Annotated in this window: 24 protein-coding genes; 17 read left to right on the top strand and 7 right to left on the bottom strand. The window is 62.9% G+C overall.

Features of this window, described 5'->3' with window-relative positions; translation table 11 throughout:
* Nucleotides 1-20 precede the first annotated feature (20 nt).
* The 5 genes from AC1DDS_RS01155 (at nt 21) to era (ending at nt 3,745) form a co-directional block, all read left to right on the top strand.
* Entirely contained in the window at nt 21-593 is a 573-nt protein-coding gene (locus tag AC1DDS_RS01155; protein ID WP_477477221.1) for a DUF2062 domain-containing protein, read from the top strand.
* Between the two features lie 48 nt (nt 594-641).
* Entirely contained in the window at nt 642-1,052 is a 411-nt protein-coding gene (gene acpS, locus AC1DDS_RS01150; protein WP_477477220.1) for a holo-ACP synthase, read from the top strand.
* Between the two features lie 183 nt (nt 1,053-1,235).
* Nucleotides 1,236-1,979: a signal peptidase I gene (gene lepB, locus AC1DDS_RS01145; RefSeq protein WP_310418200.1), complete on the top strand. Its 744-nt coding sequence runs from the start codon at nt 1,236-1,238 to the stop codon at nt 1,977-1,979.
* On the top strand, nt 1,976-2,689 hold the full coding sequence (rnc, locus tag AC1DDS_RS01140; RefSeq protein WP_477477219.1) for a ribonuclease III: 714 nt from the start codon (nt 1,976-1,978) through the stop codon (nt 2,687-2,689). Before lepB ends, rnc begins: the two co-directional genes overlap by 4 nt.
* 126 nt (nt 2,690-2,815) lie before the next feature.
* Complete coding sequence (gene era, locus AC1DDS_RS01135; RefSeq protein ID WP_477477218.1) at nt 2,816-3,745, top strand: GTPase Era; 930 nt, start codon at nt 2,816-2,818, stop codon at nt 3,743-3,745.
* A gap of 57 nt (nt 3,746-3,802) precedes the next feature.
* On the opposite strand, the gene AC1DDS_RS01130 is transcribed toward era, so the two are convergent.
* Complete coding sequence (locus AC1DDS_RS01130; protein ID WP_477477217.1) at nt 3,803-6,172, bottom strand: putative bifunctional diguanylate cyclase/phosphodiesterase; 2,370 nt, start codon at nt 6,170-6,172, stop codon at nt 3,803-3,805.
* Complete coding sequence (locus AC1DDS_RS01125) at nt 6,159-7,211, bottom strand: polyamine ABC transporter substrate-binding protein (protein ID WP_477477216.1); 1,053 nt, start codon at nt 7,209-7,211, stop codon at nt 6,159-6,161. Before AC1DDS_RS01125 ends, AC1DDS_RS01130 begins: the two co-directional genes overlap by 14 nt.
* Before the next feature lie 163 nt (nt 7,212-7,374).
* Between AC1DDS_RS01125 and AC1DDS_RS01120 the strand changes: the two genes are divergently transcribed.
* The 3 genes from AC1DDS_RS01120 (at nt 7,375) to AC1DDS_RS01110 (ending at nt 12,034) form a co-directional block, all read left to right on the top strand.
* Entirely contained in the window at nt 7,375-8,622 is a 1,248-nt protein-coding gene (locus AC1DDS_RS01120) for a class I SAM-dependent methyltransferase (protein WP_477477215.1), read from the top strand.
* A gap of 146 nt (nt 8,623-8,768) precedes the next feature.
* Nucleotides 8,769-11,066, top strand: a complete 2,298-nt coding sequence (locus AC1DDS_RS01115) for a Tex family protein (protein WP_477477214.1) — start codon at nt 8,769-8,771, stop codon at nt 11,064-11,066.
* 287 nt (nt 11,067-11,353) lie between these two features.
* Nucleotides 11,354-12,034, top strand: coding sequence for a redoxin domain-containing protein (locus AC1DDS_RS01110; protein WP_477477738.1), 681 nt, complete (start codon nt 11,354-11,356; stop codon nt 12,032-12,034).
* 18 nt (nt 12,035-12,052) lie between these two features.
* Here the strand turns inward: AC1DDS_RS01110 and AC1DDS_RS01105 are convergent, their stop codons facing one another.
* Together AC1DDS_RS01105 and AC1DDS_RS01100 are read right to left on the bottom strand one after the other, a co-directional pair.
* A complete protein-coding gene (locus AC1DDS_RS01105) occupies nt 12,053-12,547 on the bottom strand; it encodes a methyltransferase family protein (protein WP_477477213.1) in 495 nt (164 codons plus the stop codon).
* Nucleotides 12,548-12,612: 65 nt separating this feature from the next.
* Entirely contained in the window at nt 12,613-13,251 is a 639-nt protein-coding gene (locus AC1DDS_RS01100) for a glutathione S-transferase family protein (protein WP_477477212.1), read from the bottom strand.
* A gap of 208 nt (nt 13,252-13,459) precedes the next feature.
* On the opposite strand from AC1DDS_RS01100, the gene AC1DDS_RS01095 reads away from it, so the two are divergent.
* Complete coding sequence (locus tag AC1DDS_RS01095; RefSeq protein ID WP_477477211.1) at nt 13,460-13,693, top strand: hypothetical protein; 234 nt, start codon at nt 13,460-13,462, stop codon at nt 13,691-13,693.
* 97 nt (nt 13,694-13,790) lie between these two features.
* Here the strand turns inward: AC1DDS_RS01095 and AC1DDS_RS01090 are convergent, their stop codons facing one another.
* Together AC1DDS_RS01090 and AC1DDS_RS01085 are read right to left on the bottom strand one after the other, a co-directional pair.
* On the bottom strand, nt 13,791-14,426 hold the full coding sequence (locus AC1DDS_RS01090; RefSeq protein ID WP_477477210.1) for a DUF1062 domain-containing protein: 636 nt from the start codon (nt 14,424-14,426) through the stop codon (nt 13,791-13,793).
* A 413-nt stretch (nt 14,427-14,839) separates the two neighbouring features.
* The gene (locus AC1DDS_RS01085; RefSeq protein ID WP_477477209.1) at nt 14,840-15,163 is read right to left on the bottom strand and encodes an ArsR/SmtB family transcription factor; all 324 of its coding nucleotides are present in this window, start codon (nt 15,161-15,163) and stop codon (nt 14,840-14,842) included.
* A gap of 50 nt (nt 15,164-15,213) precedes the next feature.
* Between AC1DDS_RS01085 and AC1DDS_RS01080 the strand changes: the two genes are divergently transcribed.
* Nucleotides 15,214-15,702, top strand: coding sequence for an SRPBCC domain-containing protein (locus AC1DDS_RS01080; protein ID WP_477477208.1), 489 nt, complete (start codon nt 15,214-15,216; stop codon nt 15,700-15,702).
* Nucleotides 15,703-15,769: 67 nt separating this feature from the next.
* On the opposite strand, the gene AC1DDS_RS01075 is transcribed toward AC1DDS_RS01080, so the two are convergent.
* Nucleotides 15,770-16,510: a L,D-transpeptidase gene (locus tag AC1DDS_RS01075; protein WP_477477207.1), complete on the bottom strand. Its 741-nt coding sequence runs from the start codon at nt 16,508-16,510 to the stop codon at nt 15,770-15,772.
* A gap of 226 nt (nt 16,511-16,736) precedes the next feature.
* Between AC1DDS_RS01075 and recO the strand changes: the two genes are divergently transcribed.
* From recO to nadA, 7 genes are all read left to right on the top strand, one after another.
* Complete coding sequence (gene recO / locus AC1DDS_RS01070; RefSeq protein ID WP_477477737.1) at nt 16,737-17,492, top strand: DNA repair protein RecO; 756 nt, start codon at nt 16,737-16,739, stop codon at nt 17,490-17,492.
* On the top strand, nt 17,489-17,998 hold the full coding sequence (locus tag AC1DDS_RS01065; RefSeq protein ID WP_477477206.1) for a PaaI family thioesterase: 510 nt from the start codon (nt 17,489-17,491) through the stop codon (nt 17,996-17,998). The genes recO and AC1DDS_RS01065 overlap by 4 nt, the downstream gene beginning before the upstream one ends.
* A 132-nt stretch (nt 17,999-18,130) precedes the next feature.
* On the top strand, nt 18,131-21,043 hold the full coding sequence (locus tag AC1DDS_RS01060) for a DUF2339 domain-containing protein (protein WP_477477205.1): 2,913 nt from the start codon (nt 18,131-18,133) through the stop codon (nt 21,041-21,043).
* 86 nt (nt 21,044-21,129) lie between these two features.
* Nucleotides 21,130-22,227: an acyltransferase family protein gene (locus tag AC1DDS_RS01055; RefSeq protein ID WP_477477204.1), complete on the top strand. Its 1,098-nt coding sequence runs from the start codon at nt 21,130-21,132 to the stop codon at nt 22,225-22,227.
* A 104-nt stretch (nt 22,228-22,331) separates the two neighbouring features.
* A complete protein-coding gene (locus AC1DDS_RS01050; RefSeq protein ID WP_477477736.1) occupies nt 22,332-23,177 on the top strand; it encodes an MOSC domain-containing protein in 846 nt (281 codons plus the stop codon).
* Nucleotides 23,178-23,297: 120 nt separating this feature from the next.
* Nucleotides 23,298-24,533, top strand: coding sequence for an MFS transporter (locus AC1DDS_RS01045; RefSeq protein WP_477477203.1), 1,236 nt, complete (start codon nt 23,298-23,300; stop codon nt 24,531-24,533).
* A 159-nt stretch (nt 24,534-24,692) separates the two neighbouring features.
* On the top strand, nt 24,693-25,766 hold the full coding sequence (gene nadA / locus AC1DDS_RS01040; protein ID WP_477477202.1) for a quinolinate synthase NadA: 1,074 nt from the start codon (nt 24,693-24,695) through the stop codon (nt 25,764-25,766).
* The last annotated feature ends 42 nt before the right edge of the window (nt 25,767-25,808 follow it).

The raw sequence follows: 25,808 nt of genomic DNA, 5'->3' as shown, positions 1-25,808 counted from the left end.
ATATGCGCTATGCGTGGCCCATGTTGTTCCGACGCCGCAACCCGGCGACCTGGCGTGACCGGGTTCGCGCAATCCTTTGGCCACGAAAGGGCATCGATAGGCCGTTCCGTTATTACGGAAAGCGGATCCTCCGGCTGTCCGCCTCGCCGCACGCTGTCGCGGTCGGCGTTGCCGCCGGCACCCTGTCTGCCTTTACCCCGTTCCTCGGGCTGCATGTCGTCCTTGCGGTTGCGCTTGCCCATGTTCTGGCCGGCAATATCATCGCCGCCGCGCTTTCGACGGCCATCGCCAATCCGTTGACGCTTCCCTTGATATGGGCGGGAACGTTTGAGGTTGGGGAGAGCCTCCTGGGCGCTCCCTCGGAATACAGTGGCAGAGCACTTGACCTCGCCGGCCTGTACGACCACCTGACGTTCTCCGACCTGTGGGGGCCGGTGCTGGAGCCGATGCTTGTCGGCTCGTTCGCGCTCGGTCTGCCTGCGGCGGCAGTCGCCTATGCTGGAGCGCGCGTCGGCGTGAACATGTTTCGTCGGCAACGGCTGCAGCGTGTCCTTCGCCGTGGCAGGCCGGAAAACCCGCCACCGCCCGTTTGAAGAACGCGCCAGGGAGCGTGGCGGAGAGATTTTACCGGAGAGTTGAGCATGATTATCGGCATTGGCAGCGACCTGATCGATATCCGCAGGGTGGAGAAATCGCTGGAGCGCTTCGGCGAGCGCTTTACCCATCGCTGCTTCACGGAAATCGAGCGCAGGAAATCCGATGGTCGCAAGAACCGTGCGGCCTCCTATGCCAAGCGCTTCGCGGCCAAGGAGGCCTGTTCCAAGGCGCTCGGCACAGGGCTGGCACAGGGCGTGTTCTGGAAGGACATGGGCGTCGTCAACCTGCCGGGCGGCAAGCCGACCATGCGACTGACCGGCGGGGCGGGGGAACGGCTGAAGGCGTTGACGCCCGCGGGGCATGAGGCGCATATCCATATCACCATCACCGACGACTTTCCGCTGGCTCAGGCCTTTGTCATTATCGAGGCCCTGCCGGCGAAGGATACGTCCTAGGGCAGGGCATGTGAAAGTGGTATCGCTTCGGGACAATGGCATGCGAAACACCGGCGACCTGAAGCATCGAACGCACCGGCAAGCGTCCCGCGAAATGCTGCGGCATTTTCACGGCTGCGATTTCATTTCCACCGAACTTGCGCTAGAGAGAGCGCCATATTCGCACGAGAGGACAAAACAGGCGTGACTGAGAACACTAAAAAGGCTGAAAGTGGCCTGTGGGAAAACGTCAAGGTCATCATTCAGGCCCTTCTGCTCGCAGTCGTCATCCGCACCGTCCTGTTCCAGCCGTTCACCATCCCGTCGGGCTCGATGATGCCGACGCTGCTGGTGGGCGATTACCTGTTCGTCAACAAGTTCTCCTACGGCTATTCGAAGTATTCGCTGCCGTTCTCGCCGAACCTGTTCTCCGGCCGCATCTTTGAAAGCGAGCCCGAGCGCGGCGACATCGCCGTTTTTCGCTTTCCGCCGAATCCGGACATCGACTACATCAAGCGTGTGATCGGTTTGCCGGGCGACCGCGTCCAGGTGCGTGACAGCGTCCTCTACATCAACGACAAGCCCGTGCCGCGCCAGCCGAACGGCTTCTTCCGCGCCGACGACCAGTACGACACCGGCGAGAACGTCCCCGTCTTCCGCGAAACGCTGGACAACGACGTGTCCTATGACACGCTCGATACCCGCATCGGCACCATCGGCGACAACACCCGCGAGTTCATCGTCCCGGAAGGCCACTACTTCATGATGGGCGACAACCGCGACAACTCCGCCGACAGCCGTTTCGACGTCGGCTTCGTGCCGGCCGAAAACCTGATCGGCCGCGCCAGCCTGATCTTCTTCTCGCTCGGCAACGACACTGCCTTCCGCGAAATCTGGAAGTGGCCGGCGAACCTGCGCTGGGATCGGCTGTTCAAGGTCGTCGAATGAAGTCGGCCAAGCCGCTGAACGAAGAGAACCGTGTCCGGCTCGAGACCGCAATCGGATACGCCTTCACCAACAAGGATCGGCTGGACCGGGCGATCACGCACGCCAGCGCCCGGCCGGCCAAGGGCAGCAACTACGAGCGGCTGGAGTTCCTGGGGGACCGCGTGCTCGGCCTCAGCGTCGCCGAACTGCTGTTCCAGACCTTTCGCGAGGCGAGCGAGGGCGAATTGTCGGTGCGCCTCAACCAGTTGGTCAGCGCCGACACCTGCGCAAAGGTCTCGGACGATCTCGGCTTGCACCAATTCATTCGCACCGGCTCCGACGTGAAGAAGCTGACCGGAAAGCCGATGATGAACGTGCGTGCCGACGTGGTCGAGGCGCTGATTGCGGCGATCTATCTCGACGGAGGACTCGAGGCTGCACGCGGTTTCGTGCTGCGCAACTGGCAGAACCGGGCCACGAGCGAGCATGGCGGCCGCCGCGATGCCAAGACCGAACTGCAGGAGTGGGCGCACGCCAATTTCGCAACCACCCCGGTCTATCGCGTCGACGAGCGCTCCGGCCCCGATCACGACCCGCGCTTCACCGTTACGGTGGAGATCGCCGGCGTGGCGCCGGCAACCGGGACCGAGCGGTCCAAGCGAGCGGCAGAGCAGGTGGCGGCGCAAAAGGTGCTGGAGCGCGAGGGGATCTGGCAGAAGGCAGACCGTTGAACCAACCGCGCCGCGCGCCCTGGAAGGTGGCCAGTGCGGCTTAGGCTGCTCCCGAAATGATTTGAGTGCGGCTGCGACCTGTGTGCATCATGCCGCAGGCGCAAGCGCAAAAGCAATGGAACGATCATGACAGAACAAGAACACGATTCCGCCGAAACCGGCAGCTCTACCCGCTCCGGCTTCGTGGCGCTGATCGGCGCGACCAACGCCGGCAAGTCGACGCTGGTCAACCGCCTCGTCGGCGCCAAGGTTTCCATCGTCAGCCACAAGGTACAGACGACGCGGGCGATCGTGCGTGGCATTGCCATCCACGACAACGCCCAGATCGTCTTCATGGACACGCCCGGCATCTTCAAGCCGCGCCGCCGGCTCGATCGCGCCATGGTCACCAGCGCCTGGGGCGGGGCCAAGGATGCGGACCAGATCATGTTCCTGATCGACAGCGAGCGCGGCCTGAAGGGCGATGCCGAAGCGATCCTCGAGGGCCTGAAGGAAGTGCACCAGCCGAAGATCCTGGTGCTGAACAAGGTCGACCGTGTGAAGCCGGAGGATCTGCTGAAGCTCGCGGCGGCCGCAAACGAGGTCGTAAAATTCGAGCGCACCTTCATGATCTCGGCACTGAACGGCTCGGGCTGCGAGGACGTGCTGGACTATCTGTCCAAGGCGCTGCCGGAGGGCCCCTGGTACTATCCCGAAGACCAGATTTCCGACCTGCCGATGCGCCAGCTCGCCGCCGAGATCACCCGCGAAAAGCTGTTCCTGCGCCTGCACCAGGAGCTTCCCTATTCCTCGCACGTCGAGACCGAGAAGTGGGAGGAGCGCAAGGACGGCTCCGTCCGCATCGAGCAGGTGATCTACGTCGAACGCGACAGCCAGAAGAAGATTGCGCTCGGCAAGAACGGCGAGGCGATCAAGGCAATCTCGATGGCGTCTCGCAAGGAACTGTCCGAAATCCTCGAGCAGCCGGTCCACCTGTTCCTGTTCGTCAAGGTGCGCGAAAACTGGGGTGACGACCCGGAGCGCTTCCGCGAGATGGGTCTGGAATTTCCGCGATAGTCCAGACCCAGGACGAATTTAACAGGTCCTGAGCCTAGCCGGCGGCGGATCGGCGCCTCAGGCGCCGCTCGCAGCCCGAGCGGCCGTTTTTCTGGTTGTTTCCTTCGCCTGCTTCATCAGCCGCTGCATGGCCCAGATGCCAAGATCCTCGGCCGTCAACGGCTTGCTGATCAGGTAGCCCTGGTAGAGGTCGCAGCCAGCGGCGGCGAGCAGCGTCATCTTCTCGGTCGTATCGACGCCTTCCGCCACGACCTGCATGCCCTGCGCATGACAGAGTGCGATAAGCGCCCGCAACGTCGGTAGGGCGGCGCCATTGGTCAGGCTCTCGACCAGTTCCCTGTCGAGCTTGATCGTTTCGGCCGGGTAGTCGATGATCTGCTGGACGGACGTGTAGCCGGCGCCGAAGTCGTCGATCGAGATGCGGAACCCCTTGGCTCGTAACGTTTCGATGTTGCGTTGCGACTGGTCGCCGAGTTTGACGGCGAACGTTTCCGTCAGTTCGATTTCGATCGACCGCGCATCAAGACCGTAGCGCTCGAGGCCGTCGCAGAAGCGGTCGGCGATCGACTTTGTGTAGAGTTCCGCGGACGAAATATTGATGCACAGCATCGTTTCCGAGCCGAAGAACTGCTTTATCTGTCCGCAATTGGACATCGCCCGGTCGATCACCCAAGAATCGATCTTGCTGAAGAGGCCGGTGGTTTCGGCGATCGGAATGAACTCGTCCGGGGTGACCTGCCCCAGGAGCGGCGAATTCCAGCGCAACAGCGCCTCGCAGGCCGTAACCTTGCCCTGTCTGTCGACGATCGGCATGAAGACGAGATGCATCTCCTCGATCGGGTTGACGGTCCGCAATTCCTCCTCGATCCGGCGCTTGCGCGTGCGCTTTTCGTGCAGGGAGCGTGAGTAGCGCGCCGAGCCGTTCTTGCCCTGCGCCTTGGCCTGGTACATTGCCGCATCGGCGCTCGCCAGGAGCTCCGGCAGGCTGGCCGCGTCCTCGGGAAAGGCGGCGATGCCGATGCTGGCGGTGACCGGAAAGGATTTGTCGACCATCTCGAACCCGTCGGAGAACAGGTCGAGGATCTTCGTCGTGATTTCGTTGATCGTGCCGTCACCCGGCTGCGATTGGACCATGATGGCGAATTCGTCCCCCGACAGCCGGGCGACGAGAATTTCCGGCAACTCGCGGCCATCGGCGACCGCTTTCACGATTGCCAGGATCCGTGAAGCCAGTGTTTTCAGGAGTTCATCGCCGACCTTGTGGCCGTGCTTGTCGTTGACGAACTTGAAGTTGTCGACGTCGATGAAGAGCAACGAGCAACTGGCATTGGATTCGCGGGCCGCATCGAGAATCTGCGTCGAGCGCACGTTGAAGTGTTCGCGGTTGGAAATGGCCGTCAACGTATCGGTCCAGGAGGTGGTCTGAACCAGGCCGAAGGACTCAACCGCTTCGTCGTGCAACTGCTTCATATTGGCCGAAAGCCGGCCGATTTCGCCGGCTTCGCTGCTAGGGGCGATCTCGGTGCGTGCTCCGGACATGACGTCGGTCAGCTGCCGGTCCAGACGGACGATCGGATTGGTGATGTAGCGGCGCACGAGGGCAAGCACGATGCCGATCGTGAACAGGCTGAGACCAATGGCACCTAGGGCAAGCAGGAGCTTGAGATTGAAAAGCCTCTGGTCGAGATGCCCGGACTCTGGCGTCAGACGCGCATACAGCGCCGGACCGAGTTTGACGGTCGCCGAAAGCATGCCCTCCGTCTCCAGTGGAGAGGTCGATATTTCGATGTTGGCGGCGTACTCCTTTTCGAGTGCCTTCTTCATGTCCAGGAACGGGCGGGGACGCACCGCGGTTTGAAGCAGGATCGATGCGGCCTTGGCGCTCGAGACGGGACGGTTGAGTGTGAGCGGGTCGAGAAACTCGGAATGAACGACGAGTGGATCGCCATTCTCTTGCTCGATGTACGACCAGTTGGAGAGCTTCGGGCTGTCGATGAGCTTTCGCGCGTGGTCTATCTGCGCCGCCGGAATTTCGGCAAAGGGATCCTTGCTGTTTTCGTAATAGTAGTCGACCGACCCAGGCGGGCGGAGGATCGCCATCGAAACGAAGCGGGTGGGATCTTCGGACAGCGAGGTGATGCTTTTCTGAATTCGCACACCAATAGCGTTGCTGCGATAGCCGGCATCCGGCTCATTGATGAAGAGGCGGACCGCACTCCCCTCGACCAGCGAATAGAGCAGGCTCTTGTTCTGCGTGACGTCGTTCTGAAAAACGGCGCCGAGCAGGCCAAGCTGCTGCCACAGCCGTGCCCGCTCCAGCCCCACGATCGAGGCGCTCTGGCTCACGTAAAGAAGCGAGGCGGCCAGCACGTAGCCGGTCAGGACAACGGGAAAGATCAGTGTGAAAGCGCGTTTACCGAGTGTCACGGAACTGAACCAGACTGTTGATGATGCGTCGGCGGGCCTGCACCGACGGAACGGTCAATTCCTGCTGATACTGGCTCTTTGCCATAATCTCCGGCGCGGGATAGATTTCGGGGTTGTTGCGAATGCTCTCCGGCAGGCGTGCCAACGCCTCCCGGTTCGCAGTCGGCATGTTGAGCGACATCGCATTGCGGGCGGCGGATGCTGCGCTGGCGATGTGGTCGAGCAGGTCAAGCGCCAGGTCCTTGTGCTGTGACCGGTCGGTCACCGACAGGCAGTCGAGCCAGGAAAGCGTGCCTTCCTTCGGCATGGCGTAGCGCCACTGTCCCCCATTGCCGACCTTGCCGTTCAGGGTGTGCTGGTCGCCGCTGTAGCCCAACGCCATCTGAACCTGCGGACCTACTTCCGGGTTCTGGATCGAGGTGACGATGTAGTCGTAGGTGAGAACGAACGGCGCCTGAGCCTTCATCAGCTGATAGGCCTGCTTGAGCGTTTCGTTGTCATTCGAATTGACCGATTTGCCGAGCAGCACCAGCGCCGGCACGAATGCCTCGTTGTGATCCTGATACATTGCGATGTGGCCACGGAGCGCTTCCGCTGGCTGCATCAGGTCGGGCCATGACGTCGGTGTCATGGGGACCATGTCGGAGCGGTAAAGAATGCCCATCGTTCCCCACAGGTAGGGAACGCCATAGCCGCCACAGCGGCTGATCCAGCTTTGGTCATACTGGACGAGCGAAGGGGCATTCTCCGTAGAAAGCGTGCTCAGGATGCCGCGGTCGCCGAATAGCTTGGCGCCGTTCTCACCGGTGACGACCAGATCGACGCCGCTGTTGGGATCAGACAACACCTCATCGCGCGCATCGCCGCTGTCGTAGTAGGTCTGGCGGACCTCTACGCCAGTTCTCGCCGTCCAGTCCGCCAGGATCGCCTGGTCGATGTAGGACTCCCAGATCAGGAGATTGAGGCCCTCGGCGCGGATCGCTTGCGGGCACAGGAGCACGGTCAGCGACAGCGTCGCCGAAATCAAGTTGGATCGCATACCCCCCCGCTCCCCCAGTCGTAGGTGCTGGAAGGATAGGCGGCAGGAATTGATGAATTGTTACGGAAAAACCCTGCGTTGAGCCGTTTTGCGAAAATGCAGGTATTGTGCCGTCGGCTCGGTTCATTAGGCTTTGCTTATGGTGGCCGCAATGGGAAACGGCATGGAACTTTCCACGCTGCTTGGACGGGTGATCAGGAACGGGCAGTTGCAGGTCGTCGATCCATCGGGTCAACTGGCCCATTATGGCGACGGCGTCGGGCCCACGTTGCGCATCCGCTTGGCCGATGCCGCCGTTGGTCGCGACATCGCTGCCGATCCTGCACTGAAGATCGGCGAAGCCTACATGGACGGACGGCTGGTGGTGGAGGAGGGCGACATCTTCGATGTGCTCTCGCTTCTCAGGCGCAACGGCATTCGTCGTGCGGCGACAATTGGCGTCAAGGCAAAGGGGCTGCTGAGACTTCTCGCCTATCAGATCAAAGCCCGGGTGCCGGTCAACCACAATCGCCGCAACGTGGCGCATCACTACGATCTCGATGCGCGCCTGTTTGACCTTTTTCTCGACCGCGACTGGCAATACTCCTGTGCCTATTTCGAGCCGCGCGACATTTCGCTGGATGAAGCCCAGACGGCCAAGAAGCGGCATGTCACCGCCAAGCTGCTCTTGATGCCGGGGCAGAAGGTGCTGGAAGTCGGTTCGGGCTGGGGCGGGCTCGCCATGTACATGGCGGAAAGCGCCGGCGTCGACGTCACCGGCATCACGCTCAGCGAGGAGCAGCTTGCCATCTCCCGCACCCGCATCGCGCAACGCGGCCTCACCGAGCATGTGCGCTTCGAGTTGAAAGACTACGTCGATCTTGATGGCGAGTTCGACCGGATCGTCTCCGTCGGAATGTTCGAGCACGTGGGGCTCGCCAACTATGGCAAGTTTTTCAACACAATGGCCCGCCTGTTGAAGAAGGAGGGCGTGATGGTCCTCCACTACATCGGTCGCGTGAAGCCCGCCTACACGATCAATCCCTGGATCGAGAAGTATATCTTTCCAGGCGGATACCTGCCGGCGCTTTCCGAGGTCCTGCCGGCGATCGAGCGGGCGGGTTTCCTCGTCAAGGACATCGAGATGCTGCCGATGCACTATGCGTGGACGCTCAGGGCCTGGCGCGAGAGCTTCGTCGCGCGCTGGGACGAGGCGGCGAGGCTCTATGACGCGCGTTTCTGCCGGATGTGGGAATTCTACCTCGCAGCGATGGAGGCAGCGTTCCGCCACGACCGCTTGCCGATCATTCAGATCCAGCTCGCCCGGCATCAGGATGCCGTGCCCTTCGCGCGGGACTATGTCAGCGAGGCCGAGGCGCGGCTGCGGGAATTCGAAGCGAGGCGCCCGCCGCTCGCACCAGTTCGCATCTGAACGAAGCGCCCAGCGATATGTTGTGGACTCTGCGCCGCGTGTCGGTTGGCGGAGAAGGGGGGCCGCATTATGGTCGCCGTCCGCCGATACGGTGCCTGGAACCTCTGGGGCCGAAGCCAATCGGCATGCATGATCAGGAGAGCAAAATGGCTGCAACCCCGCTGAAGATCGCCAATACGATCGCTGCCGAAATCAAGGCAAGCTCCGCCCAGGTCCAGGCGGCAGTGGGGCTGCTGGACGAGGGCGCCACCGTTCCCTTCATCGCCCGCTACCGCAAGGAAGTGACCGGCGGCCTCGACGACACCCAGTTGCGCGTGCTTTCCGAGCGCCTGGCCTATCTGCGCGAACTGGAGGCGCGTCGCGCGTCCATCCTCGAATCGATCGGCGGGCAGGGCAAACTCACGGATGAGCTTGCCGCGAAGATCGCCGCCGTCTCCACCAAGGCCGAACTGGAAGATATCTACCTGCCCTACAAGCCGAAGCGCCGCACCAAGGCCGAGATTGCCCGCGAGCGCGGTCTCGGGCCGCTCGCCGAGCAGATCCTTGCCGAGCGCGACAAGGTGCCGGCCGAACTCGCCGCCGCTTTCCTCTCCGCCGATGTGCCCGATGCCAAGGCCGCGCTCGAGGGCGCGCGCGACATCGTCGCCGAGCAGATCACCGAGAACGCCGACCTCCTGAAGCGGCTGCGCGACTACATGAAGGACAATGCCTTCCTGCGCTCGCGCGCGGTCGAGGGCAAGCAGGAGGCGGGCGCGAAGTTTTCCGACTACTTCGACCATACGGAGCGCTGGTCGGGCGTGCCGAGCCATCGGGCGCTCGCCATGCTGCGCGGTTGGAACGAGGAATTCCTCTCCGTCGACATCGCGGTCGATCAGGACAACACGGATCCGGTCAAGCCGGTCGAGCGCATCGTCGCCTCCTTCTACGCGCTCGGCCAGAAGCCTGGCGACAAGTGGCTTGCCGAGGCGATCGGCTGGACCTGGCGGGTAAAACTCTCCATGTCGCTGTCGCTCGACCTGATGCGCGAGATGCGCGAGCGTTCCGAGGAGGAAGCGATCCGTGTCTTTGCCCGCAACCTCAAGGACCTGCTGCTGGCCGCTCCGGCGGGGACCCGCGCCACCATGGGCCTCGACCCGGGTATCCGCACCGGCGTCAAGGTCGCCGTCGTCGACAACACCGGCAAGCTGCTGGAGACCACGACCGTCTATCCGTTCCCGCCGCGGAACGACATTCGCGGCACCCAGGCCGAACTCGCGAGCCTCGTCCGCAAGCACAATGTTGAGCTGATCGCCATCGGCAACGGCACCGGCAGCCGCGAGACGGAGAAGCTGGTCGCCGACATGCTGGCCGTACTTCCGGCGCCGAAGCCGACCAAGGTGATCGTCTCGGAAGCGGGCGCCTCGGTCTATTCCGCGTCGGAAACGGCTGCGGCCGAATTCCCGAACCTCGATGTCTCGCTGCGCGGCGCCGTCTCGATCGCCCGCCGCCTGCAGGATCCGCTCGCCGAGCTCGTCAAGATCGAGCCGAAGTCGATCGGCGTCGGCCAGTACCAGCACGACGTCGATCAGGGCAAGCTGTCGCGCTCGCTGGATGCGGTGGTGGAAGACGCGGTGAACGCCGTCGGCGTCGATCTCAACACGGCTTCCGCGCCGCTCTTGGCGCGCGTCTCCGGTCTCGGAAAATCCTCGGCCGAGGCTATCGTCGCCCACCGCGACGCCAACGGCCCGTTCGAGAGCCGCAAGGAGCTTCTGAAGGTTTCCCGCCTCGGCGCGCGCACCTTCGAGCAGTGCGCCGGCTTCCTGCGCATTCCGGCTGGCAAGGAGCCGCTCGACGCCTCGTCGGTGCACCCGGAGGCCTATGGTGTCGCCAAGAAGATCGTCGCCGCCTGCGGCCGCGATGTGCGCGCCCTGATGGGCGACAGCGCCGCCCTGAAGCAGCTCAATCCGCAGCTCTTCGTCGACGAGCGCTTCGGCCTGCCGACGGTGAAGGATATTCTGGCGGAGCTGGAAAAGCCCGGCCGCGACCCGCGCCCGGAATTCAAGACGGCGACCTTTGCCGACGGCATCGACGACATCAAGGACCTCAAGGTCGGCATGCTGCTGGAGGGCACGGTGACGAACGTCGCCGCCTTCGGCGCCTTCGTCGACATCGGCGTGCATCAGGACGGCCTCGTGCACGTCTCCCAGCTCGCCGATCGCTTCGTCAAGGACCCGCACGAGGTGGTCAAGGCCGGCGACGTCGTGAAGGTGCGCGTCACCGAGGTTGATGTGCCGCGCAAGCGTATCGGGCTGACCATGCGCAAGGACGGCGGCGAGCAGCCCGCGCGCGGAGAGCGCCGCGATGCACCGCGAGGCAACAACAACCGCATGCCGCAGCAAAAGCCGCAGGCCCCGAGCCAGGGCGCTTTCGGCGCGGCCCTGGCCGAGGCGTTGAAGCGGAAGTAGGAGGCATCTGCGGAACGGGGTGGCCTCCGGTACGCCGCCACGACAATTGGGCCACCACGATCCGCCGCTCTCGTCCGCTTGCAGCCGTGCCCGCGGGCGAGCCGGTTGGTTGCTCAACCTGGTCCTCCTGGGTAAAATTGGGCACGCAGATCCTGGCTCACGATCGGCCGATCCTGGATGAGTTCCAGGTGTTTGCCGCGGCCATCGTCAATCGCGTCGCGAATGGCATGGCATCAACTCGTGGCAACCTCCTTTGCTGGCTGAGCTTTGATGCGAGGAGGTCGTCGATGCCAGCACGTCATGCCGACTATCCGTTGCAACCCGGCGATCAGGCTCCGAACATCGTCCTGGATGCGATTTCCTGCGAGGGGACGATCGCACTTGATGATTTCCGGGGTCGGAGCCCGCTGTTGATCGGTTTATATCGGGGCCTGCTCTGCCCGTTCTGCCGACGCCATGTCGCCGCGATGGCACAACTCAACTCCGCTCTGCGCGAGAAGGGCGTGGAGTCCCTGGCGGTTGTCATCACCCCGGTCGAACGCGCGCGACTCTATTTCCGTTATCGTCCGATACCCGGTCTTCTTGCTGCCTCCGACCCGCAACGCGCTTCACATCGCGCCTTTGGCCTGCCCCTGCTCGAGTTGACGAAGAACGAGACCGATTGGCCATACAAGGTCGGGATGGACGAGGTCGCAACAATGCGGGTCGATCGGCCGGGAGAGTTGCCGGAACCTATGAATCCGGCCGCCGCGGGCGATCTTCTCAGCGAAAAGGATGGCTACGAACTTACAGAAGCCGATCAGCAGGTGAGGATAGCCGGACATATGCAGCTTGTCGGACATTTCCTGCTCGATCGAGAAGGTTTGGTGCGCTGGAGCTTCACCGAAGTCGAAGGGCAAGGTCGAAATCTGTGCCAGGCGCTGAATCCGGAAGAATTGATGTCGGCACTTTCACAAGTTGCGCACTGAGACGGAAAACGCGCTTGCCTACAACCAACGTCCGACGCGGGTCTTGTAGCCGAGATAGGCGTCACCGAATTTCCGCTCAAGATAGCTCTCCTCGCGGGCGACAACGCCGTAACGGATGACGAGATAGAACGGCACCAGCAGGACAACGAGCCATAGGGTGTCGAAGGCGATGGCGAGGCCGATCAGGCCGAGGAACATGCCGATATAGATCGGGTTGCGCGTGTAGCGGTATGGCCCTGCCTCGACGATCGTTGTTGTCGGCTCGGTCGTCTGGATCTGCGTTCCCGCGCGACGAAAGGTCGTTGCAGCCCAGACCAGCAGTGCGAGGCCGGCGAGGAACACGATGCCGCCGAGCCAGCCGGTCGGCACGTTTGCCGGCAGGAATGGCAGCGGGTATAGCCGGCCGAGTGTAAGCCCGGCGATTACCGAAAGTCCCCAGGCGATCGGCGGCCGGATCACCGCACCTGAACTGTCCCGCAGATTGCCGTTTGGCTGGTCCATGTTGTCGCCCATGCCGATCTGTTCCCACGATCCGGGCCGGAATTCTAGCATACTTGAATTAGCGCGATGAGCGGCCGTCAGAAAGGTCTGGTCGCCACCATCGAAGGTCGCAAGGCCATGCGTGACCACCATGCTTTGAGTTTTTTATAGTGTTGGATTAATTCCACGCCCTCGGGGGCCATAAGGAAATAGTCAAACATCGGGGCGGCATAAATATCAGCCAGCGTCAGTTCCTTGCCGACGAGCCATGGACCGTCCTCCATCAGATCAGACATCGCGGACAGGCATGTCTGGGCTTTGGCGAGAGAAGCGGCCAGCTTTTCCCTGTCTGTTGCAACACCTGTTTCTGGTTTTGACACCCGCTCCACGTAAACTCCCCAGACCAATTGGGGATAGGCATAATTGTCAGCGATGCTGATGAACTGGTTGCATCGTGCGCGGTGCGCGGCATCCAAGGGCTGAAGCTTTGGCCCTTCGAACATTTCATCGATGTATCGGGTGATCGCGCCAGTTTCGTAAAGGGAAAATCCACCGTGCTCGAAGGCAGGGATACGTCCGAATGGATGCCTCGTCAAATGGCCCGCCGGAGGACCTCCCTCCGCAAAAACGTCAACTGGCATGAGGTGATATCCGACACCCTTCTCTATCAGGCAAAGCCGGACAATCCGTACGTAAACGCTGTAGTCCGCACCGAAAAGAATCGGCTGTTCTTTCATTTCCCACCTTCCTGCATCTGGTTTAGGCCTCGGGCCTCACTGTAAAACACTCTGTCCATGTGACCGAGCTGAATGCTTCAGAACGGTATTCTGGAAGGGAAGCTCCTCGCACCACCCGTACTGCCCTCTTTAACCATTTGCCGTTAGTGGCAAGTCGCTGGCGGTGATACGATGCTCCCGTTACACCGATTACGGAAGGTTGCGCGTCATGGAAGCGACACATGCAGCCGAACTGGCAGCCAAATATCTTCGTCTTGGCGGGCGAAGGCTCTCGAAGGTCGATGACAACCACGTCACCACCCGCATCTGGGAAAGCGAACCCGCCGAAGCGGAAGCGTTCTGGAGGGAAAACATCGAACCAATGGACGAGAGCCATCAGCGCGAGGTGATCACGCTGTTGCCGTCGATAAGCGAAATCCATGGGGCGCGCTGCCCCCTGTAGGCGACTTGCGTCCCGCGATACAACGACAGGCTAGAACGTGGCCGAGCAGGAAACGTGAACTCACGAAGGCCTGTTTCTCAAGCCTCCGTGACGCAATTTATAGCGGGCTACCCGTCGCCAGCGGTCGCCACAATTGCTCTCGCTCGGCCTCGGTGGAGAGATCAATCGAAACCTGGGTGCCAGATCTGACACGCCGCCGCAAAATGTCGACGCGATCCGACTTGATCCAAAGTGTGCCTTTGTCGTGAAGCGCTACGAGCCGTGCGCGCGAGACGCCCAACTCGGACGCCAGCAGACGGTCAAGGCGTGTGTTGAGCGGAAGCGGAACGACTAGTTCGATTTCCAGTTTCGTCCAATTGCGAGTTTCGCGCAGTATCTCCTTTTCGGTATCAAACTCAGAAAATTCATCGACGAGCTGCGACTTGCGCCGCAGTGCTTCGAGGTTGAACGTTTCCGTCCGAATCCATTGCGGATCGTTGGACTGCAGCGCCTCGAGGACCGCAGGATTGATGTCGCGGACGTTCTGCCGCTCAAAGAGCGGCCGGTTCCACGTTTTCTCGCAGATCAAGCACTTGTAGATGAGCCACGCATCAAGCTTGCGGCCGTTGGCGTTGAGCCGGATTTTGCCGCTGGATTGGAAGGCCCTCAGGCCTCCACATCCGCTGCACGCAATCCAGGGCTGGGGAGCTGTCTTAGGAACGATGGTCCATCGGACCCGAAGTATATTGCACATATCGTCTTGGTCTTCCGTTCGGAAGTCCACCAAGATGGTGCATAAGAAGACCCTTTCGGGCACGGTGTGGCGTTGTTTCGGGCGGCTGAAGAGCTGAGACAGCGGAGATGCACATGGCACATTCCAACAATGCCAAACCGGTCTCTTGCCACCACCCGATGAACACGTTCATACGCCGACAGCGTGTTGCTATCCGGCAGTACGGGTGAAACTGGATTGAGACCGGTGTTTACTTAGGCAAAGTTGACCTCGATGCGCCAATGCTCTTCAGCCAAAGCGATAACAAATGATCGGCTCGAAATGGAGTCCCCTGACACATCCGGAAGATGAAAGTTGCTGTTTTGTGGCTTCTGCGCAACTTCTCATTGAGGGTGGGTCCTGGTTGGGCTTGGGTTGGCCGCTAGTAAGCCAGCCTATCTCTCAATCTCTTCTCTCAGCGCCTCGAGCACGTTCATCGCGTGGCCGGCATACTGGCTGATCCAGCGGTCGTGAATCGCCTTGATCGGCAGGGCGTTGAGATGGTTCCAGCGCTCGCGGCCCTCGCGGCGCACGATCACCAGCCCGGCGTCTTCCAGCACTTTCAGATGCTGCATCACCGTACAGCGGTCCATCTCGGCAAAGGCTTCGCACAGCGCGCCGGTCGTCTGCGGCGCGTCCTTGAGCGCGTCCAGCATCTGCCGGCGCCTGGCGTTCGCCAGTGCCTTGAAGACGGCATCCTCGTTCGATTCGCTTGACATGTTATAAAAATATAACATAATTCTGACTTGGACAAGCGAAGGAGGACGGCATGGCGCTGGAATTTCGCGTAAACGGACGGATCGACAAGCCAGTGGCTGATGTGTTCGATGCCGTCGTCAATCCGAAGAAGTTGAGCGGCTATTTCACCACGATCGGCGGCGCCAGTGCGCCGCTCGTCGCTGGCACGACGGTGACGTGGTGGGGCATGGCCCCGGTGATCGTCGACGAGGTTGAGGAAAATTCCCGGATTGTCTTCCGCTGGGATGCCATGGTGGACGAGGGGGAGGCGCCCTACAAGACGTGCGTCGAGATGCGATTCGCGCCGCTGGAGGACGGCGGCACGATGGTGACGATTGCCGAAACCGGCTGGCGCGAGAACGCCCGCGGCCAGAAATCGTCCTACATGAACTGCGAGGGCTGGTCGCAGATGCTCGCCTGCATGAAAGCCTATCTCGAATACGGCATCAACCTGCGCCACGGCTATTACCCGAGCGAGCTCAAGGGCGTCGTCGCCTCCGAGCAGCAGGATTTCGTCTAGGCAGGACCCGTGGAATCCGGGATCGAGCTATGCCCGACGCGTCGTTCGCGTCGGGTCACGTCGGCAATTACAGCGCGGCGGGAGCCGTGCTGTAATTGGTGGCATTCGCCATCGGCATTCCGCTGGCCGGAACGTCCATCGGCGCCTCGTGCTGCAGCACGACGACGCGGCTGCCGGTCGGCACGCGGCCGTAGAGGTCGATGATGTCCTGGTTGAACAGACGGATGCAACCGCTTGAGACCGCTTTGCCGATCGACCACGGCTCGGAGGTTCCGTGGATGCGGAACAGCGTGTCGTTGCCGCCCTCGAAGAGATAGAGCGCGCGCGGCCCGAGCGGATTGGTCAGGCCGGGTTCCATGCCGCCGGCCCATTTAGCGTTGCGCTCGGGCTCGCGCTTGATCATGTTCGGCGTCGGCGTCCAGCGCGGCCATTCCGCCTTGCGCCCGATCCGCGCCGTTCCCTCGAACTCCAGCCCGGCTTTGCCGACGCCGATGCCGTAGCGCATCGCCATGCCGTTCTCCTGCACCAGATAGAGGAAGCGGTTCTGGGTATCGATGACAATCGTGCCGGGCACCTCGCCGGTCGGATAGGCGACCTGCTGGCGGAAATATTTCGGGTTAACACCGGCGATGTCCATTGCCGGCAGCGGGAATTTTTCCTCTGGCTGCGGCCCGTACATCGCCAGATGCATCGGATCCGGTCCCTTCTTCACTGGTTTTGCAGTGACGCAGCCCGCAAGCGCCAGGGAAAGCAAGAGGAGGGCGAGGGGACGCGCGCAAGCAACTGCACGGATCGCGGACACACACATAATGAACTGACCTGCTGTTCGTTTTTCGATACCGGACGTTCGAGTCCTTCGCGCCTCTTCTAAAGCCAATTCTGACGGTGGCGCGGCAAGAAGAGAGCGAAAATGCGGCAGGTATCCCCGGCGTGGCGCAGTGTGGCGCAAAGGTCACGCATTGGCGGGGCGCGGCCGCAGTCTTCCACAGGCTTCCATGCTTGCCCCTGCCACCGGTGGGGCGTATGGCTTTGCCATGCAATGGAGCGACGAGGCAGTTGTGCTTGGCGTGCGCCGTCACGGAGAGACTTCGGTGATCGCCGAGGTGATGACGCGCGCGCACGGTCGGCACCTGGGCGTCGTCCGCTCGGGGCGCTCGCGGACGATGCAGCCGGTGCTGCAGCCCGGCAATTCGGTGGAGGTGACCTGGCGGGCGCGGCTCGACGAGCATCTCGGCGAGTTCCGCATGGAGCCGCTGCAGTTGCGCGCCGGTCAACTGATGGAGACGGCGACCGCCGTCTATGGCGTGCAGGCCATGGCCGCAGTGCTGCGTTTCCTGCCTGAGCGCGATCCCCATCCGCATCTGTTCGAGATGCTTGGCGTCATCCTGGAGCATCTGGAGGATCCAAGGGATGCGGGCGAGCTCTTCGTCCGCTTCGAACTGGCGGTGCTCGAGGATCTCGGCTTCGGGCTGGACCTCGCCCGATGCGCCGCGACCGAAAGGAGCGAAGATCTCGTCTTCGTGTCGCCGAAATCGGGTCGTGCCGTCAGCCGCGATGCCGGCGCGCCGTGGGCCGACAAGATGCTGGCGCTACCGGCCTTTCTCGGTACGCAGGCCAGCAAGGCAGCCGACCAGCAGGCGTTATCCGATGGTTTTCGGCTGACCGCCTTCTTTCTCAACCGGTATGTTTGCGAGCCGCGCGGGCTGCAGCTTTCCAGCGCACGCGACGGCTTTATCCAGGCGACGCTGAAGGCGCTTGCCGTCGTTCCCCCTTCGGAGATGACTTCATGAATATCGAACTCTACCCGGGACTGAGCGTTGCCGGTGTCGGCACTCTGCCCCTGGACGTGGTCGCGCGCGACGGCGGACTGAAGGTCCTTCAGGCGATGCTCGCCGGCGAGCTGCCCGCGCCGCCGATGGCGAAGACGCTGAAATTCACGCTGGCAGAAGTCGAGGAAGGGCGAGTCGTCTTCAAGGGATACCCGACGCAGGAACACCTCAATCCGCTCGGAACCGTGCATGGCGGCTGGACCGCTACGGTGATGGATTCGGCGCTCGGTTGTGCCGTCTTCGCCACGACTTTGCCGGGCGAGGCCTATACGACTGTCGAATTCAAGGTGAACCTAGTCCGTCCCGTTCTGCCGGGGATGGGCGAGGTGTTCTGTGAAGGACGGATCGTGCACCGCGGCCGCACGATCGCCACGTCCGAGGCGTGGCTGCGCGACAAGAACGGCAAGCTGCTCGCGCATGGTACGGAGACCTGCACCATCTTCCCGATCGCCAACCTGATGCGCTGACGGCGACTGCAACGCCATGCCACGCGCGATGCCGGCAAAATACCGCCCCTTGAGGTTGCGCACCTGCTCCCGCATGATCAGATGAACAGCGTGCGCCGGTGACGGCGGTCGCCCCGGACAAGCGGAGAAGTCATGGCGGAAATACTGGCCCTGGTCGCCATCGTGCTTGCGATCACCGTGATGAACAAGACCCGCAAGAACGCGGCGAAACTCACTGAAGAGATTCAGAAACTGCGGCAGGAGATCGAGGCCCTGAAGGTCGGTGGCGTTGTGCCTGCCACTTCTCAAGCAGCCGCCGAGGCGGTCGAAGCGGTTACTGCAGATGGCGTGCTGCAGGAGGCTGAAGCACCGTTTGCAAGCCCCTGGTCGGCGGCAGGCGCGACAAGCGGGGCGCCCTTATCGCAACCCGGAGACGCTGCGGCCGTGCAGGCCGGCGACGTTGCAACTGCCGACACTGGCCGCGCAATGACGATCGATGGGGCCAACGGGCTGGTCCAGCCCGCTACCGCTCAGACGGCGCCGGTGCGCGAGAGCCTTGAAAGCCGCATCGGCGCGCGCTGGGCGGTCTGGGTCGGAGGGCTGGCGCTCGCACTCGGCGGCATCTTCATGGTGAAATACGCAATCGAGAGCGGCCTGCTCAGCCCGGCGGTGCGCCTGTCGCTCGCCGCCCTGTTCGGCCTCGTGCTGATTGCCGCAGGCGAGCTCATCCGCCGTCGCACGCAGCCATTGATCGCCAACGCCTTCCAGAACGCCATGGTCCCCGGGATTCTGACTGCCGCCGGTGCACTCACCCTTTTCGGGGTTACCTATGCCGCCCATGGCGTCTATGCGTACTTCGGCGCGCCGGTCGCATTCCTGCTGCTTGCCGCCGTTGCCTTTGCCACGATCGCGCTTTCGCTGCTGCACGGCCAGGCGCTCGCCGGTCTCGGCCTGCTCGCCTCGATGGTGACGCCGCTTTTGGTCGCGGCACCCGAGCCCGACCCCTGGCGGCTGTTCGGTTATCTGTCCCTGACCTGGCTCGCCACGATCACCGCCTCGCGCCTGCGCCGCTGGCAGGTCGTTCCGACGCTCGCCAATGCGGGTCTCGGCCTGTGGGCGATCCTCTATCTCGCCGCAGCAGAACCGCTCGCGACATTGCCGCTAACGCTGGCGCTTTGCATCATGCTGGCGGGAACCGCGTTCGTCTGGCCGGGCTCCGGGCGCGTGGCAGGGGATGTCACGCACACGTCGGTCGGGCAGGGGAACACGGACGCAGCCGACGGTGAGGGCGAAGCGCCAGCCTCCGACACGGCAACGGCGGTGGGCACCTCCGAACCGGTTGCCGCGCGATGGCAGCGGTGGCTTGCCCCCGCCTGGGCAACGGTGTCCCTCAGCGCGGCCCTGGCGACCGTCGTGCCGGCGATCATCCTCGCGTTCCTCTATCCGATCCCGGCCACGGCTTTGGCGGGATTTGTGGTGCTCGTGTTGGGGCTGGCGGCGGTTGGCGCCGTGCGATCCTGGGCGCTTTATCCGGCGGTTCTGGGCGCTCTGTGCGCCTTGTCCGGCACGATGGTCATTGCTGATGTTGCCGGTTTCGCCATCGGCCTCCTGGATCGATCGGCAGGGTTCGAGACCGCAACTTCGCAGCAGGCAATGGCAGGTGCGCACGCCATCAACCTCATCCTGCTGCTTGCCGCGGGCTTGGCGGCGATCGGCGCCGCGGCGCTGTGGAGGTGGCGGGAGAGCGCGCCGGCCTATGCGGCACTCTGGAGCGTGCTGATCGCCATTTTTCCGATTGCCATCATGGCTGTGAGCTTCCTCGCCTTCGGCAATCTGTCGTTCGACCTCAAGCATGGCTTTCTCGCGCTCGTGATCGGCCTGGCTTACTTCGCCGGGGCCGAGGTTTTTTCGCGCGGGTCCGCCGATCGGAGCGGACAAATTCCGCAGTGGTCGCTGGTGACAGGCGGCTTCGCCTTTCTCGTGCTGGCGCTGTTTGCCTTGACCGACGGCCTGGCGACGACGCTGCTCGTCGCCGTCCTCGGTCTCGCCATGGTGTTTGCGACGCGGCTTCGTCCCTGGCCGGTGCTGCCCTGGATGATGGTGGGCGCCGCCCTTGTCGTGGCGGTTCGCATTGCCTGGGAGCCGACGGTCGTGGGCGCCGCCAACCTGTCGAGGACGCCGCTGTTCAACCAGCTCCTTGCCGGCTATGGCGGGCCCGCGCTGCTGCTTGCGATTGCCGCCTACGAGCTGCGCCGCTGGCCGCACGCGCGGGTGCGCAATCTCCTGCAGGCATTGGCGAGCCTGTTAATCCTGCTGGCGATCTCCATCCTCGTCCGTCACGCGATGAACGGCGGCGTGCTCGACAGCGCCGTGCCGACGCTCGGCGAGCAGTCGATCTACACGCTGCTTGCCGCCGGTGCCTCGGCCGTTTTCATGACCCTGGATGTGAAATCGCCGAGCCCGGTCTTCCGCTACGGGTCGATGGTGATCGGCGTTCTTTCGATGCTGTCGATCCTGATGGCGCATTTCGTCGCGCTCAACCCGTATTTCACCGGCGAACTGACCGGCCGCCGGCCGTTCTTCAACCTGCTGCTCATCGGCTATCTGCTGCCGGGCCTCGCCTTTGCCGGGCTCGCCTGGTACGCGCGTGGGAGGCGGCCGGCGCCCTATGTCATGCTGCTGGCGCTGACCGGGGCCGCGCTCATCTTCGCCTGGCTTTCGCTATCCGTGCGCCGCTACTGGCACGGCGAGGGGATTGCCGATTGGAAAGGCTTCCTGCAGGGCGAGGCCTACACCTATTCCGTCGTCTGGCTGCTGCTCGGGGTGGCGCTGCTGGCACTCGGTTCGCGTTTCGATGCCAAGAGCCTCCGCCTCGCGTCGGCGGCCCTGGTGCTGATCGCCGTGATCAAGGTCTTCCTCTTCGACATGGCCAACCTCGAAGGCATCCTGCGCGCGCTGTCCTTCATCGGCCTCGGGGCGGTGCTGATCGGCATCGGCCTGTTCTACCAGAAGATCCTGTCCAGGCGGGACGGGGAGCGTGCAACCACCGCGCCGCCGGGAGCCTGATGCGCGTCGGCTTAACGCGCCATAAACCGGTGATGAGCCATCATCTGCCGCCCTGAATACCAGCAACGGGGCAGGCGGCGGGCAGGATGAACGGGCCAGGTCACATCGGAAGTCTTGACGGACTGCGCGGACTCGCGGCGGCCATCGTCCTCGTGTCGCACATCACCCTGATCTTTCCCGAATTCGGAGCGCTTCCCTATCTCGATATCGGCACCGAGGCCGTCGGCATTTTCTTCGCGCTGAGTGGCTTCCTGATGGCCTATCTCTACGGCCGCCGCCCGGTGACGCGTCAGAGCGTAGGTGACTTTCTCGTCAGTCGATTCGCAAGGATCTACCCAGTCTACCTCGCAGCCGTCTGTCTCGTCGGGGTTTTGTCGACGGTGACACAGCTTGGCTATCCGCAGCCGATGGAAGGCCTGCTGGATTTTGCGCTGCATGTGATGCTGCTTGGCAAGAGCGGCGTTTTCTGGTCGGTTCCGCCGGAAATCCAGTTCTACGTCGCCTTTCCGGTGATCTGGCTGTTCCTGAGCGATCCGCGCCGCTACCAGGTCATCGGCTTCGGCCTGATGGGGGTGGTCGCCGTTGTCAGCCTGCTCGATTTTCCGGGGCCGGGGATCCTGCTGCACGCCAAGCTGCCCTATTTCCTCTTCGGCGTTGTTGCTGGGCGACTTCACACCGCCCTGGCCGATCGTCCGCCGTCGGTGCTGGTTGGCGTCATGGCGGTCGTTCTTCTCATCGTCTTCTTCAGCTACAAGCATATGGTTACGGTTGTGGGCGAGCCTTTCTGGGGCCTTCCGACGGCGCTGGCATCCGCGCTGATCGTCGCGCTGGTCGCGCGTGAGCATCCACTGACGGCGCGCGTGCTTTCCTCGGAGCCGCTGCGTTTCCTCGGCGTGACGAGCTTTTCGCTCTATCTTCTCCATGTTCCGGTCATGTTCCTGACGCGCCAGACGTTCTCTGCATTGCTGCCCTTGCCGGTCCTGGCCGTTCTGACGCTCGTCACCGCCCTCCTTGCCGCCTGGGTCAGCTATAGCGTGATCGAGGCACCGGGGCGGCGTGTGGTCGGCGACCTCTGGCGGGCCAGCCGGTTGAGACGCGGCCTGCTGCGCCGGCCGATGGTGGTTTTTGGAAGGCGCGACAAGAATCACGGTCTCGATGTCGGCCGGGCTTCTCTGCGCGGGTAGCAACCTAAAGTACTTCAGCGTTCCGCGACCAGTTCCAGCATCGTCGCCGATCAGCTAAAGGTGCGGGACCTCTTCCAAGGAACCGGACGCAGCCTATGAAGCCTATGACCGTCGCCGCCCTGAACATCCACCCGCTGAAAAGCGGACGCGCCATCGCCAAGGCCGAGGTTTCGGTGCGCCTCGACGGTTTCGCGGACGATCGCCGCTTCATGGTGACCGATCCGGATGGCCGCTTCATCACGCAACGGGAGCTGCAGCTTCTGGCGCAGGTGGAAGCCTATCCACTGGACGGCACGGTTCGCCTCGTCATGCAGGGGCGGGAGATCGTGCCCGGCTTCGATCCCGCGCGCCGGCTGCAGGTCACGGTCTGGGACAGTTCTGTCGATGCGGCCCTTGCCGACGATGCCGCCAACTCGGCCCTCTCCGGTTGGCTCGGTCGCGATGTCCGGCTTGTCCACATGGATGCGCTTTCGCGCCGCTACGAGGGAGAGACGTGGGCTGGCCAGCCGGCGCCGGTCGGGTTTGCCGATGGCTTTCCGGTCCTCATCACCACCACCGGCTCGCTCGCTGATCTCAACCGAACGCTTGTCGAGAAGGGTCAGGAGCCGGTCGGCATGGATCGCTTCCGCACCAATATCCTGATCGACCACGACGGCGCGTGGGACGAAGACCTGTGGGAGGCAGTCGAGATTGGCGGCCTCGTCTTCGATCTCGTCAAGCCCTGCTCTCGCTGCATCATGACCACGCAGGATCAGATGACCGGCGAGCGCATCGGCGGCAACCCGATCCAGGGCCTAGCCGAAAAGCGCATGTCGGCGGACCGTCGCGTCGCCGGCGTGCTGTTCGGCTGGAATGCGGTGCCGCGCGGGGAGGGGACGCTGCGGGTTGGCGACACGGTGAGCGTCATCGGCCAGCGCGCCGGGCGCTGGCCGATGAAAGTTCGTGGCTGACACCGTGGTTTGCTTGAACGATTTCCAGCATGAATTTCGCTGATCGGCCGGTCAAATTTATTCACTTTTTTGGATAGGTCGTGGCCGCTATTTTTGCCGCCCGAACATCCGGAGATTCCCATGTCTGCTCCTTCCACCACCGTTGCCGCGACCAGCCGCCCGCAAATGCCATGGCTGATCATCGGCGCGGGCTGCATCATTGCCTTGTTCACCTTCGGCCCGCGGTCCGCCATGGGGTTCTTCCAGCTTCCCATGTTGCAGGAGACCGGCTGGGATCGGACGACTTTCGGTCTGGCGATGGCCTTCCAAAATCTCTTCTGGGGTCTCGGACAGCCCTTCTTCGGCGCGATCGCCGATCGCTTCGGCACATGGCGCGTGCTGGCGCTATCCGGCATTCTCTACTCATCTGGCCTGTTCCTGATGTCTGTCGGCGGCTCGCCCCTGACGCTGCATCTCGGCGGCGGCGTGCTCGTCGGTCTCGGCGTGGCGGCCGGCTCCTTTGGCGTGGTGCTGTCCGCGTTCGCGCGCAACGTCACGCCGGCGCAGCGCCCGATGGCCTTCGGCATCGCGACGGCCGCCGGCTCCGCCGGCATGTTTCTGTTCGCGCCGCTGAGCCAGGGTTTGATTTCGACCTACGGATGGTCGGATAGCCTCGTCATCCTCGGCGTGCTGATGCTCCTCGTTCCGCTGTTTGCAATGCCGCTGCGGGGCAACTCGTCCTCCGGCACGCAGAAGGAGGCGGAGTACAAGCAATCGATCGGCGAGGCGCTGAAAGAGGCGCTCGGCCACAAGAGCTATCTGCTGCTGGTCTCCGGCTTCTTCGTCTGCGGCTATCAGGTTGCCTTCATCACCGCGCACTTCCCCGCCTATATCGGTGATATCGGCATCGACGCGCGCTATGCGGTGATTGCGCTGGCGCTGATCGGCTTCTTCAATATCATCGGCTCGCTCGCCTCCGGCGTGATCAGCCAGCACTATTCCAAGCCCTACTTCCTGGCGCTGATCTATATCGCCCGTTCCGTCGCCGTCGCTGCCTTCATCCTGCTGCCGCAGACGCCGCTGTCGGTCATCCTGTTTGCGATCGTCATGGGGCTGTTGTGGCTCTCGACCGTGCCGCCGACCAACGCGCTGGTGGCGATCATGTTCGGCACGCGTCACCTTGGTCTCCTTGGCGGCGTCGTCTTTCTGTCGCACCAGATCGGCTCGTTCCTCGGCGTCTGGATGGGCGGCTACCTCTACGACCACTTCGGCACCTACGATCCGGTCTGGTGGTTCGGTGTGGCGCTGGGCGTCTTCGCGGCGATCGTCCACTGGCCGATCCGCGAACAGGCCGTCCGCCGCCCGGCGATGGCGTGAGGCAAAAATTGCCCGCCGGAAATGGCGGGCGATCCCTTGCGAAGCGTCACAAAAATTTCTAAATCAGCCGAGCCGGCTCTGCCGGTTTTGTTGGGTGCCAATTATGCTCAGTATGAGCAAAACAGTCGGCCGCCTGAAGGCGGTAGAAAGGGAGGGGGCATGACCCGAACCGCTGCCACAAGTGTCGGCAGGACCACGCCACGCAGCGCCGCCGAGCGCTTCGGCGTTCTTGCGATGCCGGACCTCTCCTTTACCTCCGAAATCGCCCGCGAGACCGAGCATCTGTATGAGCGGGTGAAGCAGTTCATTCCGGCGATCGAGTGGCCGGTCTACGCCCCCTATGTCCATGCCATCAACCGGCTGAAGAAGGAACGCGGGGCGGTCATCGTCGCGCACAACTACCAGACACCCGAGATCTTTCATTGCATTGCAGATATCGTCGGTGACTCGCTGCAGATTGCCCGCGACGCGACGAAAGTGGATGCAGAGATCATCGTCCAGTGTGGCGTCCACTTCATGGCCGAGACGTCGAAGCTACTCAACCCGGAAAAGACGGTCCTCATTCCCGATCTTCGTGCCGGCTGCTCGCTTTCGGAATCGATCACCGGCGCCGACGTGCGGCTGCTGAAGGAGCGCTACCCCGGCGTGCCGGTCGTCACCTACGTCAACACCTCTGCCGAGGTAAAGGCGGAGACCGATATCTGCTGCACCTCCTCCAACGTCCTTGCCGTCGTGGAAAGCCTGGAAAGCGATACGGTGCTTTGCATTCCCGACGAGTACCTGGCGATGAACGTCGCCAAGCAGACGAACAAGAAGATCCTGACCTGGAAGGGCCATTGCGAAGTGCACGAGCGCTTCACGCCGGCCGAGCTCCTCGCCTACAAGGAAGCCGATCCGTCGATCGAGATCATCGGCCACCCGGAATGCCATCCGGACGTGATCGCCGTCTGTGATTTCTCCGGCTCCACCTCGGGCATGATCAACTACGTCAAGGACAAGCGGCCGCCGCGCGTGCTGCTCGTCACCGAGTGCTCGATGGCCTCCAATATCCAGGCCGAGGTGAAGGACGTCGATTTCATCAAGCCGTGCAATCTCTGTCCGCACATGAAGCGCATCACGCTGCCGAAAATTCTCGACAGCCTGGTGAACATGACGGAAGAGGTGGTGATCGACCCTGCGATTGCCGATCGCGCCCGTCTCGCCGTCGAGCGGATGGTGAATTTGAAGCAGTAGGGGCTGCCCTCCCCACAAGGGGAGGGAAGAGGCGGTCCGTGG

The sequence above is a fragment of the Mycoplana sp. 10N416 genome, assembly GCF_056394765.1.
Note: the sequence above shows the minus strand (reverse complement) of the source record. Positions and strands in the feature narration are given on the sequence as shown.